Below are 12,204 nucleotides of genomic sequence, written 5' to 3'. Positions count from 1 at the left end.
CCAGGATCTCCGATCCCGCCCTCGGTCAGCACCCCGCACTCACACGCGGTGTCTCACACCATCCTGACCAAGAGGGGATGGCCATCGCCGGGCCGGCAGGGCGGTCAGAACTGTGATGGTGCCCTTGTTGCAGCAAGGCCCCTATCGGGACACGCCCACCGGTCCGGCGACAGCTTGTACTCCCGGAACCGACAGCCGACAGATCGGCGCGAAGGCATCGACTGAGCCAGTTGCGTTGCGGGTCAGACCGCGGCCCCCGGGAGAACGGCTCCACAATCTCAGAGCCGCAAACCGAGACTCACAGTTGCGTTGAGCGTTGGCATGATCGAGGCAGGCTTGAGCAGTGAAGTACCGACGCGTCCTGGACCGCGGCTGAGACCGATGCGCGGGCTACGAACCGACGAGACAGCACAGGTGATCATCGCCGGACCTGCCTTCATGCAGAACCGCTCGTTGAAAGCGTCCCAATCCTGGACAGCGTCCGCGGCCTCTTGTTCGCGCAGCTCTAGGTCGGATTCCTGCGTACGGAGCCGATCGAGATTACCCAACAGACGCTCGGCTTTCTGCTGCTCGCGCAGCAGGGTCTCCAGCTCGGCGACCCTCTCCTTGGCGGCCTCGATGCGCCCCGCGACCTCGTCGTGGGCCTCCGGTAAGCGGGCGCGCACGTCCTGGGCCTCGTTGAGCGACAATCCCATGCGTCGAGTTTCATCGTGGGCGGCGTACTGCTCGGCCAACTGCCTCTCGGCCAGACGCCACACCTCGGTGACATCGTTCCTGGCGTTGCCGACAATCGGGATGCCGAGCACGCGCTCGATCGACTGCTCCAGGGCCGCGCCCTCTACGGATCAGAAGGTCGGGCGGGGTCCGCCATGGAGGACGTCCTAGGGAAACGGCAGCTTGAGCAGCCAGAGTGCCGACCCCGACGGTGGGGCGAGTTCCAGCCGGGACCTGTCCTGCATGTCGCGGTCAAACAGCGACTATGCCCGCGCCCCGTACCGATGTCGCGCCTGTCGACCGGCCCGGTCCGCCCCGCGATGCGGCGTCGCGGAGCAGACCGGACGGTTGGAAATCACTCAGACGGCTGTGCGTCCCCCGTCGACCGGCAGGACCGCGCCGTGGATGAAGCTCGCCCGGTCGCTGGCCAGGAAGGTGATTGCGGCGGCGATTTCCTCAGCAGAGCCGGGCCGTCCGGCCGGTCCGCCCTTGGCCAGTTGGTCGAGCGCGTCGCCCATGGACGCGGTGCCCTCGGTACGGGTCGGTCCGGGGCCGACCGCGTTGACCCGTACGCCACTGGGCCCGTACTCGGCAGCCCAGGACTTCGTCAGCAACACCATCGCGGCCTTGCTCGACCCGTACAAAGCCATCCCCGCAGCGCCGAACTCGGCGACCATCGTGGTCACATTGACGATCGCGCCCCGGCCGCGCTTGGCCATGTCGGGTGCGAGCTCCGCGACCAGGAAGTATGGCGCCTTGACATTGAGGGCGTACACCGAGTCGAACGTCTCCTCGCTGGTCTGCTCGGTAGGACCGAACGGGAAGATGCCAGCGCTGTTGATCAGCACATCCACCTGCCCGAGCTGCTCCTTGCCCCGAACGGCCAGCGAGCGCGCGGCGGCCTCGTCGTGAAGATCGGTAGCCACGAACCAGGCCTGACCCCCGGCCGAACGAATTTCCTGCACCACGTCGTTGCCCCGGTTCTCGTCCCGACCGGACAAGACCACGTGCGCACCAAGCCGGGCCAACTCGGTAGCCGCGGCCTTCCCGATGCCACTGGTTCCACCGGTCACCAAAGCCTTGGTACCCGAGAGTCCTGACGTCATGATCTGCTCACCGTCCTGTTACGCGAACATCGACTTCGGTCGAGAAGGTCCGTGCGGCACGCCCTGACCGGTTGGTGCAAGGGACGGAACAGCCGACAGACCCGTTTGGGCGATTAGGCAGGCTTATACGGCCATAAGGAAGATTTTGCCGTACCAGCTACCAGCAGGGGCGCGAACTGCCACACGAGAGGCAACCTGTGGGGTTCCAGAATCCCGTCACCCTCGTTGACCTGGCCGGACCTGGTGCCCGCCAGCGACCGTCCGGCATGATCGAAATTCGTGTTGCTGCGACTGCTCCACCTCATGTTCTGCCGCATCGCTGGCTGGCTTGCCCTCATCGCCCGGACCAACGCTGCCAAAGATCTCGAGATCCTGGTCCTGCGTCACGAGAACGCGGTCATCGGCTCGTCACCCTGGCCACCGTCCTGTCCTGGCATCGACGGCTCGTGGCCCACCACTGGACCTACCCGAACCGGCCCGGTCGCCCGCCAATCGACCCAACCATCGCCTGTCTGGTCGAGCGGACGGCCCGGGACAATCCCAGCTGGGGCTACCAGAGAATCCAAGGCGAACTGCTCGGCCTCGGACACCGCGTCGGCGCCTCCACCATCCGCCAGATCCTCAAACAGCTGGGGATACCACCAGCGCCGGTACGCCGTGACCGCACCACATGGCGGCGATTCCTGCGCACGCAGGCTGCCACGATGCTCGCCTGCGACTTCTTCCATGTGGACTGCGCGCTCACGCTGCAGCGCTTGTACGTGTTCTTCGTCCTCGAGGTCGGCACCCGCTACGTGCACATCGTCGGCGTCACCGTACATCGGGACGGGCCGTGGACCACCCAGCAGGCCAGGAACCTGCTTATGGACCTCGGTGACCGCGCCGACCAGTTCACAGTCCTGATCCGAGACCGGGCAGGGCAGTTCAGCGCCGCCTTCGACACCGTGTTCACCGACGCCGGCATCAGCATCTGCAAGATCCCACCACAGAGCCCGCGCGCGAACGCCTACGCCGAACGGTTCGTCGCCACCGCCCGCACCGAGCTCACCGACCGCATACTCACCTTCGGCGAACGGCATCTACGCCGATCGCTCGGCGAATACGCTCTGCACTACAACGGCCGGCGCCCGCATCAGGCCCTGCAGGCTGGTGCTCGGGACCCCGGCCGAAGCGTCCATGCGGGGCTCCGGCTTGACCTCTATGCCCTTGTCGTCCGTGATCCGCACGGCGCTGATCCGACCACCGGTGACGCGGGTACCGACCTCGGCGGTGATCGGCACGTCCCGAGCCCGGTCCGCAGGCGTCACCGTCAGTTCCGGCAGCCCCGCCGGTCCCTCAGCCGTCCGGGCGCCCGGGATGCGGTCGGCGGTGCACCCGGCGAGCACCAACGGTGTGGCCGCGGTGGTCAGCGACAACTGCCTCAACCGCCGCCTCAGCTCCATAGTGTCCCCCGTTCCGTGGCTTCCCCGCCACATTCTCTCCACGGCGCCCAAATATTCGCGCAATTTCTGGAGATTCAGAAACCCCTTTATGGGCTACATTCCCGTGGATTGCGCGATGGCGGGAATGGACCGACCGTTTCCGTCCGTTCCGGTTTGGTCCGAATGGGTAAGAGGCGTACCGCATCCCGTCCATGACCCGGTTGCGCCGCCTGGGTGATTCGATCCACGGGGTAGGTCGGCCTCGTCTGTGTCCGGGACCTACGCCTCCTGGCGCTCATCGAGTCGGGTTCGCCGGCGTGGCCCGCTGCGGCGCCAACGGCACCTATCACCGCCCATGATCCGCCACCCGGATCACCCGGGACCAAGGGGTGCGTGGCACGAGCTGGTCAAAGGAACGTTCCCCGGCTGTGAGGACAGCAAGGGCCGTTATCGCGGCATTCTTTGCCTAACCCAACCGCGCCCACCTCGTTGACTATTACCGTCCTTCAACATGACTACTTTCCGCGTTGCTGCCGCGACGTTGAGTGCCATGGTGGCCGTGCCCGTTGTGGCGGCCGCGCCACCGACACCGGCGACCGCTGCGCCGTCCGTGCCGTGCCCGAAAGCACAGCCGCCGGTGCCCCCACCCGCCACACCGCCCCCACCACCGGTCGACCCCGCCCACCGCAAAGTCGGGGGCGACGCGCTGGCGACGTCAGAACTGGCGATCCACGAGGGTGCGCCGTCGGCGCCGGCCGTGACCGCCACCGCCTGGGTGGTGGCGGACCTCAACAGTGGTGAGGTCCTCGGCGGCTGCGCCCCGCACGAGCGCCGAACGCCCGCTAGCGTGCAGAAGCTGCTCCTCGCGGCGGCGCTGATGCCCCGCCTCGACCCGAAGCAGGTCGTCGAGGTGAAACGGGAGGACCTCGCCGATCTCGACCCGGCCAGTTCCTTGATGGGCGTGCTCGATGGTGGCCGGTACTCCATCGAGAACCTGTGGCTGGGGCTTCTCATGAAATCGGGCAACGATGCGGCCAACGTGCTGGCCCGCGTCGGCGGCGGCGAGAAAGGCAGGCAGGGCGGAGTTGACGCGATGAACGACGAAGCGCGCCGGCTGCGGGCGAACCAGACCCACGCCGCGACGCCGTCGGGCCTGGATGGCCCAGGTCAGTACACCAGCGCGTACGACTTGGCGCTGATCGCGCGGGCCACGTTCGCGCGGGAGGACTTCCGGCGATACATGCAAACCAGGGTGGCCGAGGTACCGGCACAGCCGGGAAAGCCGGCTATCGAGCTCATCAACGACAACACCCTGCTGGACCGCTACCCGGGGATGCTGGGCGGGAAGACCGGCTTCACCTCACTCGCCCGGCAGACGTACGTCGGCGTGGCCGAACGCGACGGCCGACGGCTCACGGTGACCCTGCTCGGAGCGGAAACCGCACCACTGGGGAGCCTGGGCGAGGCGATCGCCCTGCTCGACTGGGGCTTCGCTCTCTCTCCCGACGCGTCCGTTGGCACCCTGGTAACACCCGAGAAAGAGAAGAAGTCCTCATCGTTGTGGTTGGTGACCGGCCTCGGCCTCGGCGTGGCCGTCGCACTCGTCCTGGTCGTGTCGACTCCCCGGCGACGGCATACAGGTGCGCGCCGAGAAACCAGCCAACAGTAGGGAGTTGAGACCTCGCATCCGGGACTGTCCGATATCTTGTGTCGCCCCCTGGCCACGTCCATGGGCGTGGTTGTCGCCCTCTACGACCCCATCTGGACCACGAACGACCTTCCCGTCACGGGCGAGGGCCAGCAGGGCTTTCCGGCCGGCATCGAGGCGCCGCCATCGAGATCGATGCTGGTGGCGGTGGGCGCGGATGCGATCGGCGAGGTGATTCAGGGTTCGGGTCGACAGCGGGATGCTGGCGGGGTAAGGCAGCACGGCGAGGCTGCCGGTCGGGGCATCGGATCTTGGTCGACCGCTGTCTTACCTGGAGCCTCGCCCTCATCGATCCCCGGACCGCTCGCGCACACCGCGAGCAGCATGATCACGATGGTTTGGCTCATTTGGTGGAGAACGAACGGGGCGCCGTGGTTGGACGACATCCCGAGTTCGGTGGGTGTGGGTTACGCCGGTGACATGAGTTCGTAGAGGTTGCGTGCCTCGTCGATGAAGTAGAGGCCGCGGGCGCACAGTGGGTGGTCGATACGGCCGTTGTCGGGTTCGTCGGGTTCGCTGCCGTAGGGAATGCCGGCGGCTTGCAGGCGAGCAAGGACCTGGTCGAACGTTGCCGGGTCGACGTCGAACGCCAGGTGCAGTCCGACCGGGTTTTCCACGGTCATGAAGTCGAGGGTGAGTTGGTGGTTGACGCGCACCGGGGCGAAGTGGTGGACGGGACTGCCCCGGGTTTGGTTGACTCGCGGGGTTGAGTGGTTCAGGCCGCGTGTGCGTGCCTGTTGATTGTCTCAAACTCGATGGGAGTGAGCCGTCCGAGGCGTCTTTGCCGTCGTCGGCGGTGGTAGGTCCGTTCGATCCAGGTCACGATCGCCAGGCGCAGTTCCTGGCGGGTTGTCCAGCGTTGCCGGTCCAGGACGTTCTTTTGCAGCAGGGCGAAGAACGACTCCATCGCCGCGATTGTCGCCGCAGGCGCCGACCCGGCCCATCGATCCGATCAAACCGTTGCGGCGTAGCGCTTTCACGAACTTCCGGGACCGGAACTGGCTACCCCGATCCGAGTGCACCACCGTCCCGGCCGGGTCCCGCAGCCGGATCGCGTTTCGCAGCGCGGAGACGGCCAGAGACGCTTTCATGCGGATGTCGATGGAGTAGCCGACGATTCTGCCGGAGTACACGTCCTTGATCGCGCAGAGGTAGAGCTTGCCCTCGGCGGTGGGGTGCTCAGTGATGTCGGTCAGCCACACCGAATTCGGGACGTCGGCGGTGAAGACCTTCTTCACGTGGTCGTCGTGCACCGGCGGTCCGGCCCGGCGGGTCAGGGCCCGTTTCTTGGCGAACACCGACCAGATGCTCTGCACCTTGCACAGCCTGGCCACCCGGTTCGCGCCGGCGGCGATGCCGTGCGCTGGCAGTTCGTCGGCGATGAACCGGTACCCGAACGCCGGATCGTCGCGGTGGATGACCAGGGCGGCGTTGATCAGATGCGCGTCGTCCCAGTCCCGCTGCGAGACAGGATTCTTGCGCCAGGCGTGGAACGCCTGCGGGGTGAAGCCCAGGACCCGGCAGGTCACCGCGACGGGGATCCCGTCCGCGGCCAGGTCGAGGACCAGCGGGTACATCATTTTGGGGCGATCTCCCTGGCGAAGAACGCCGCCGCCCGGCGCAGGATCTCGTTCTCCTGCTCCAGCAGCTTGTTCCGCTTGCGCAGTTCACGCAACTCGGCGGACTCGCTGCTGGTCGTGCCGGGGCGGACCCCGTCGTCGACGTCGGCGATCTTCAGCCAGCGGTGCAGACACGACTCGGAGATCCCGAAGTCCTTCGCGATCTGCGACAGCGGCGCCTCACCCTTACGGGCGACCGCGACCACGTCACGGCGGAACTCCGGCGGGAACGCTTTCGGCATGGCAGACATCCTTCCAGCGAGGAACACATCCTCACAGGTCAGGAGTCAACCGAACCGGGTGCAGTCCCGACGTTGCCGGAGTAGGTCAGTCCCATGATGCCGGCGAAGAACGTGGCGGCTTTCTCGTTGTCGACTGCGGGCACGATCGGGTGGTTTAGGATGATGGTCATTCGTTGCCTCCCGCGGTAGTGAGGGCCGGAGGGCGGCGGTTCGGGTCATGGCCGGGATCAGGACGGTGGCGACCGCGACGTGCAAGGCGCCGAGGGTGATCCGGGTCGCGGCATCCATGCCGGGTGCCAGAAGTGACGCGAAGGGCACGAGCAGAACCGCGATCGCCGTGATCGTCCAGACGCGGTGGGGCGGATCGGGGCAGCAGCCGCTCCAGGAGTGCGAGCAGCGCCCAGCCGGCCACGGCGGCGGCCAGCGCGATGATCACGACTGGGGCAAGGCCGATCTCCAGTGTTTCCCGGCCGGGTGGTCCACCGGTGACGGTGAGCCGGTGTCCGAGCAGCGGGACCGCAACTGTCCAGAGGGCCGCGGCCACGCCAACGGCACCGATCACCGCTCGGATGCGGTGGATAGGGCTCATCGGGCACCTGCCGCGGTGTCGACCACGCCGTGCAGGAACACGTCGACCAGCGTCTCGGTCGGGGTCTCAGCGCCGCCGGGCGCTCCCCGCCGGCCGAAGAGAATGCCGAGGAAGATGACGGCGAGTTGTTCGGGCGGTAGTCGCAGCGAGGCCCGGTCGGGTTCCAGGAGGCGAATCACGGCTCGATGGGTGCGCTCGGTCGCTGTTGCCCGGTCGCCGGTCACACTGCGATCACCCGGCTCGCCACGCCCACCGCGACCGCTGGCGTGCACGGCGCCGATCACCGCGCCCAGCCGGTCGAGGTAGGCGTGCAGGGAAGCTGCTGCCTCGGTCAGCCTGGCGGCCAAGGGCTGATCCAGCGGCACGGCGTCGAGTTCGGCCAGAACATGGTCGTTACGCAGAGCGGCGGCCACGCAGGCGTCCAACAGTTCGTCCTTGTCAGCGAAGGCACGAAAGATCGTGGCCTCGCCGATCCCGGCCGCCTTGGCGATTTGCAGGGTGGTGACGGCGGACCCGTGCTCGACCAGCAGGGGCGGCGCCGCGGCCACGATCATCTCTCGTCGGTGTTCCGTACTCATTCCCGGCGCTCTCCGCCGGGCTGGCCCTGATCACTGCTCGCGCGTTGCCCGAACCGTCCTGCATGCCGTAGTCGTCTGACGCCTTCCAGGGCGAGGCGCCGATCTACCGCGGAGCCGGTTGACCGTCCGCTGCCCACCGGGACCGAGGCTCGGATGAAACACACGTCGATCTACAACAACGGCACTCTGTGCCGATCGCGACCTGCACCTTCATCATGCAAAGGGCTCACTGCGGGGGGCCCGACGCTGAGCCCGTTCACCGATTAGTTCGGGGGTTAGAACCGGGGGCCAGGGGTAGTCGCCCAGTGCTGAGAGGGAACGCGAGCGCCTTTGGGGTGATCATGTTCGGTCGGTGCAGGGGTCCTGCGGAAGGGCCGGTCGGGATCTGTCCGCAGTCGCGGGTCGTTCGGTGAGCAATGAGCGGATCGGTGAGCACGGGTTTCTCGCCGACGGCCTGACCGCGGCGCTCGTCAGTCGCGACGGGTCGGTGGATTGGTGGTGCCCTGCCAGGTTCGACGGGCCTTCGGTGTTCGCCCGGCTGCTCGATGACGACGGCGGACACTGGTTCGTGCGGCCGGGCGACCAGTTCGACGCCGACCGTTCCTACCTGGGTGACACCCTGGTCCTGCGTACGGTCTTCACCACGCGGCAGGGCACGGTCGCCTTGACCGACGCGCTGGCCCTGGAACCCGGTGCTCGGGTGCACGACATTGGGCTGCGGTCGCCCCGGGTCCTGCTACGGATGGTGGAAGGACTGTCCGGCAGGGTCCCGGTCGTCATGTCGTTCGCCCCACGGTTCGAGTACGGTCGGGTGATCGCGTATCTTGCGCAGCACGACGGCGGCGTGGCGGTCACGGCCGGTTCGACGACGTTGACGATGAGTGCCAGCGTTCCCCTGGAGTGCCGCGACGGTGGCGCGTCAGCGCAGTTCACCGTCGGTGAAGGGCAACGGGAGACGTTCGCGCTGGCCTACACCCCGACGTACGGCGGGGGGCAGCCGCCGATGATGGACGTTGGCGCGGCGCTCGCCGATACGATCGAAGCTTGGGAATCGTGGAGTCGGGCGCATAATTACCCGGGTCGGTACCCGGAGATTGTCCGGCGCAGTGCGTTGGTGGTGCAGGGCCTGACCTATCAGCCGAGCGGGGCGGTCGTTGCCGCGGCGACCACGTCGCTGCCCGAAAAGCTGGGCTCGGACCGCAACTACGACTATCGATATACATGGGTGCGCGACTTCGCCCTGACCCTGCGCGCGTTGAAGGTGGCGGCCTGCCGTTACGACGCGGTCCGGCTGTTCACCCGGGTCGCCCAAGCTGTCGGCCAGCCGGGCAACCAACCCATTCCGATCATGTACGACGTCGAGGGCGGACGCGATCTGACCGAACGCAAGCTGGAGACCCTGCGCGGATACGGCGGCAGCGGACCGGTATGGGTTGGCAACGACGCTTGGCGACAGCGTCAACTGGACGTGCCCGGCGAGGTCCTCGATGCGGCCTGGACGCTGCGGAACCAGTTGGATCCGCTGCCGGCTGACGTCCGTCAGCTACTGGCGGCGCTGGCCGACACGGCCGCCAGGGATTGGAGCCAGCCGGACGCCGGGATGTGGGAGGCGCGGGACGTCGAACGGCACCACGTGTCGTCGAAGGTGCTGTGCTGGGTGGCACTTGACCGGGCGGTGCGGTTCGGCACCGCGCTGGGCAGTCCCGAGGATCTTGCCCGGTGGGCATCGGCCCGAGACGAGGTCCGCGCAGCGGTCCTGCAACAGGGCTGGCGCGCCGAGGTCGGCGCCTACACCGGGGCGTTCGGCTCGGGCGAGCTCGACGCCTGCGTGCTGATCATGCCGCTGGTTGGCTTCCTCCCCGCGACCGACGAGCGGATGCGCGCCACGATCGACCTCATTGAAAAGCGACTGTCCAGCGATGGCCTGGTGCGGCGCTGGCCCGGCGATCCGGCGGGTTTCCTCCTGGCTTCCTTCTGGCTGGTGCAGTGCCTGGCCCTCGTTGGCGAGGGTGAACGGGCCATCGCGATGTTCGAAGGCCTCGCCGGACGGGCCAGTGATCTGGGCCTCTTCGCCGAGCAGATCGACCCGCGGACGGGCGAGCAGCTGGGCAACTTTCCCCAGGCGTTGTCGCACATCGCCCTGATCGACGCCGCTTGGCTGCTCACCAATACCACGTGACCCCTCCGGATTACGCCACTGACGTTCAGGTGAGCGGCATCCGGGGATCGGAGGGCTTCACCGGCTGGCGCGGCGCCCAGGCCAGGAAGCACTTCGTGGATCTACATGGAACGTGACCGACACTCCGGTAGTGTTCCCGCGCGGCCAGCGGACCCCTCCACGCGGAGGAACGGTGGGCAGGATGCCGAAACGGGCGCTCTGGCACTGAATCCTTCGCGAAAGCTATACGACCAGATCCTATTTCTGGTAGAGCCGAGGGCACTCGAACCCCTGACCCCCACACTGACAGGGGGATCTCTCGAATTTGCCTGACCTGGCCCGGCGCTGACCGGCGGCGAGTCCACCACTTTCCCCGCCAGTCCCCGCCAATCCCCCGAGATCACCTGTCGAACTGGCACGGATCTGGCACGCCTCCGGTCCCCGGCTCGCCTCAACCTCAGGACCATCGGCAGTGCGGCCGCATACGATCTTGTGTGAGGCGAGAAGCAGTGCAGCGATGGCTCATCGTCCGGCTCGGTCGCGGCGGTTGCTGTACTTCGTTGTTGGCAAGCGGGTAGCACCGCTACGTTGATCACCGTTTCGATCTTGGAAATTGTGGCGGCTCGCGATCTTCCGTGAACGAAGAGGGGCTGCCACGGTATGGCAGGTTGCGTTCATCCAGCAATCACGAGTGCAGGCACGCACTTTTCCGCTAACAATCGGATGGTATCTGAAACACTTGGGTGGGTATCTTGGGTCGCTTTCCTCACATGGTGGCCCGAGCTTGTCACATCCGCCGCCACCGGCATTTCATCGAGTGCGTGGGGTGAAAGGAGATGATCATGCAACCAACATGGCTACTGATGCTCTCGTGGGCTACACTCTTTGTGGGGTTAGTCAGTGCCGTCGTTGTCGTTGTTGACGACTTGGTTGGTGGATATCGTCAGCCAGTTAAGGTCATGGAGTTAATCTGGCCGGTCACCGCCCTCTACTTCGGCCCAGCAGCCATCGCGACTTACAATAAGTGGGGTAAACCCCAGTCTCCCCGGTGGAGGGAGCGGCACGGCAACCCGCCCAAGAGGTCGCGACGGGCTGCTGTTGTAATCGCAACCTGTCACTGTAGTACCCACTGCACCCTAGGTACCATTATTGCTACGGTGACTATCTTCGGCGTTGGCAGCGAGATAGGCGGCCACACGTTGTGGCACGAATATATCGGCGACTATGTAGGCGCAGTGTTTGTAGGCGTCTTATTCCGCTATTCTGCTGAGGCTCACACAGGTGGCCGAAGAGTGTGGACTGCAATAAGGACCTTTGCCAGAACCGACCTGCTGACCGTGTCCGTCTTCGAGTTCGCCCTACTTATTTGGCTGACGCTGGTGCATCATCTTGTTTTCCCGGAGGCCCCGAAGCCTAGCAATCCGGTGTTTTGGCTCATTGTCCAGATCGGGTTGATCATCGGCTTCTTTGCCGCTTTGCCGGCAACCTCGTGGCTGATCCATCGCGGCGTCAAAGTGGAACCGCGGGGCACGCCCCAGTAGGTAGCAACGCGCCGACACCGTTGGCGTCGATGCGCGGGCCATTTGACCCCAGCTCGCGGCAGACCAGATGCTTGAGATCGCGTACGACGTCAACCAGCACCGCCAGGTGCTGTACGGCTCGTTGCAGTCCGGCGGGTTGCTGTACTCCGCTGCTGTGCCGACTCCGACACCGCCAGGGGCGGTCTCACAAAAACGGACGACCTGCAAAGGTCTTCAACGGGCTGGGAAGTCAGCCACTCCCCGCTACTCCCGTCCTTGTCCGTCGATCACCAGCCGTCCTGGCGCGGATCTGGCACGGCACGGACCGCAAGTCCGCACGGCGGTTCCCGCACGGTCCGGATCTTGAGGTCAGGGGACCCATCCGTGCCAGTGGATCTGTTGTCCCCGAGCGCCCTGCCGGGGATCATCGAGGGCGGGCGGCGCGCAGCGACTCGGCAGCTGTCAGGAGAGCGGCACCGAGGAGCACCGTGTCCTTCAACAGGAACTGCCCCAGCAGAGAAAGGCTCAACATCCCCTGACCTTCCTGCC

At 66.4% G+C, this 12,204-nt stretch carries 10 protein-coding genes and 4 pseudogenes; 4 read left to right on the top strand and 10 right to left on the bottom strand.

Annotation, left to right across the window (positions count from 1 at the left end; translation table 11 throughout):
• Positions 1-278: 278 nt before the first annotated feature.
• The 3 genes from ACLQ2U_RS31810 to ACLQ2U_RS31800 all read right to left on the bottom strand — a co-directional run bounded on the left by ACLQ2U_RS31810 (position 279) and on the right by ACLQ2U_RS31800 (position 2,899).
• Positions 279-806, bottom strand: a complete 528-nt coding sequence (locus tag ACLQ2U_RS31810; RefSeq protein ID WP_425754584.1) for a hypothetical protein — start codon at positions 804-806, stop codon at positions 279-281.
• A gap of 267 nt (positions 807-1,073) precedes the next feature.
• The gene (locus ACLQ2U_RS31805) at positions 1,074-1,820 is read right to left on the bottom strand and encodes an SDR family NAD(P)-dependent oxidoreductase (RefSeq protein ID WP_425754583.1); all 747 of its coding nucleotides are present in this window, start codon (positions 1,818-1,820) and stop codon (positions 1,074-1,076) included.
• Positions 1,821-2,203: 383 nt separating this feature from the next.
• Positions 2,204-2,899 (bottom strand): hypothetical protein, encoded by a 696-nt coding sequence (locus tag ACLQ2U_RS31800; RefSeq protein WP_425754586.1) that lies wholly within the window; start codon positions 2,897-2,899, stop codon positions 2,204-2,206.
• Here ACLQ2U_RS31800 and ACLQ2U_RS31795 point away from each other — a divergent pair.
• Both ACLQ2U_RS31795 and ACLQ2U_RS31790 read left to right on the top strand, forming a co-directional pair.
• A complete protein-coding gene (locus ACLQ2U_RS31795) occupies positions 2,783-3,457 on the top strand; it encodes an integrase core domain-containing protein (RefSeq protein ID WP_425754585.1) in 675 nt (224 codons plus the stop codon). The genes ACLQ2U_RS31800 and ACLQ2U_RS31795 overlap by 117 nt on opposite strands.
• Positions 3,458-3,752: 295 nt before the next feature.
• A complete protein-coding gene (locus tag ACLQ2U_RS31790) occupies positions 3,753-4,910 on the top strand; it encodes a D-alanyl-D-alanine carboxypeptidase family protein (RefSeq protein ID WP_425754582.1) in 1,158 nt (385 codons plus the stop codon).
• A 120-nt stretch (positions 4,911-5,030) separates the two neighbouring features.
• Here ACLQ2U_RS31790 and ACLQ2U_RS31785 read toward each other — a convergent pair.
• The 7 genes and pseudogenes from ACLQ2U_RS31785 to ACLQ2U_RS31755 all read right to left on the bottom strand — a co-directional run.
• Positions 5,031-5,171, bottom strand: a pseudogene (locus tag ACLQ2U_RS31785) (IS5/IS1182 family transposase); the annotation flags it as partial.
• 185 nt (positions 5,172-5,356) lie between these two features.
• Positions 5,357-5,572 (bottom strand): hypothetical protein, encoded by a 216-nt coding sequence (locus ACLQ2U_RS31780; protein ID WP_425754581.1) that lies wholly within the window; start codon positions 5,570-5,572, stop codon positions 5,357-5,359.
• A gap of 92 nt (positions 5,573-5,664) precedes the next feature.
• Positions 5,665-6,810 (bottom strand): annotated as a pseudogene (locus ACLQ2U_RS31775) (IS3 family transposase).
• A 38-nt stretch (positions 6,811-6,848) separates the two neighbouring features.
• A complete protein-coding gene (locus ACLQ2U_RS31770; RefSeq protein WP_425754580.1) occupies positions 6,849-6,980 on the bottom strand; it encodes a hypothetical protein in 132 nt (43 codons plus the stop codon).
• A gap of 43 nt (positions 6,981-7,023) precedes the next feature.
• Positions 7,024-7,158, bottom strand: a pseudogene (locus ACLQ2U_RS31765) (DUF6069 family protein); the annotation flags it as partial.
• Positions 7,159-7,186: 28 nt separating this feature from the next.
• Positions 7,187-7,399 (bottom strand): annotated as a pseudogene (locus ACLQ2U_RS31760) (DUF6069 family protein); the annotation flags it as partial.
• A complete protein-coding gene (locus ACLQ2U_RS31755; RefSeq protein ID WP_425754579.1) occupies positions 7,396-7,953 on the bottom strand; it encodes a TetR/AcrR family transcriptional regulator in 558 nt (185 codons plus the stop codon). The gene ACLQ2U_RS31755 and the pseudogene ACLQ2U_RS31760, both read right to left, overlap by 4 nt.
• A 433-nt stretch (positions 7,954-8,386) precedes the next feature.
• On the opposite strand from ACLQ2U_RS31755, the gene ACLQ2U_RS31750 reads away from it, so the two are divergent.
• On the top strand, positions 8,387-10,156 hold the full coding sequence (locus ACLQ2U_RS31750) for a glycoside hydrolase family 15 protein (protein WP_425754578.1): 1,770 nt from the start codon (positions 8,387-8,389) through the stop codon (positions 10,154-10,156).
• Positions 10,157-10,971: 815 nt separating this feature from the next.
• Positions 10,972-11,676, top strand: coding sequence for a DUF4396 domain-containing protein (locus tag ACLQ2U_RS31745; protein ID WP_425754577.1), 705 nt, complete (start codon positions 10,972-10,974; stop codon positions 11,674-11,676).
• Positions 11,677-12,204 lie beyond the last annotated feature (528 nt).

The organism is Micromonospora sp. DT47, from assembly GCF_049844475.1.
Lineage (GTDB): Bacteria > Actinomycetota > Actinomycetes > Mycobacteriales > Micromonosporaceae > Micromonospora.
The sequence above is the reverse complement of the archived record's forward strand: the minus strand, read 5'-3'. Positions and strand labels throughout refer to the sequence as shown.

Excerpts from the sequence above, each read along its gene's own strand:
- ACLQ2U_RS31805 (WP_425754583.1), bottom strand. The coding sequence starts at position 1,820 with ATGACGTCAGGACTCTCGGGTACCAAGGCTTTGGTGACCGGTGGAACC.
- ACLQ2U_RS31800 (WP_425754586.1), bottom strand. The coding sequence starts at position 2,899 with ATGCCGTTCGCCGAAGGTGAGTATGCGGTCGGTGAGCTCGGTGCGGGC.
- ACLQ2U_RS31790 (WP_425754582.1), top strand. The coding sequence starts at position 3,753 with ATGACTACTTTCCGCGTTGCTGCCGCGACGTTGAGTGCCATGGTGGCC.
- ACLQ2U_RS31780 (WP_425754581.1), bottom strand. The coding sequence starts at position 5,572 with ATGACCGTGGAAAACCCGGTCGGACTGCACCTGGCGTTCGACGTCGAC.
- ACLQ2U_RS31770 (WP_425754580.1), bottom strand. The coding sequence starts at position 6,980 with ATGACCATCATCCTAAACCACCCGATCGTGCCCGCAGTCGACAACGAG.
- ACLQ2U_RS31755 (WP_425754579.1), bottom strand. The coding sequence starts at position 7,953 with ATGATCGTGGCCGCGGCGCCGCCCCTGCTGGTCGAGCACGGGTCCGCC.
- ACLQ2U_RS31745 (WP_425754577.1), top strand. The coding sequence starts at position 10,972 with ATGATCATGCAACCAACATGGCTACTGATGCTCTCGTGGGCTACACTC.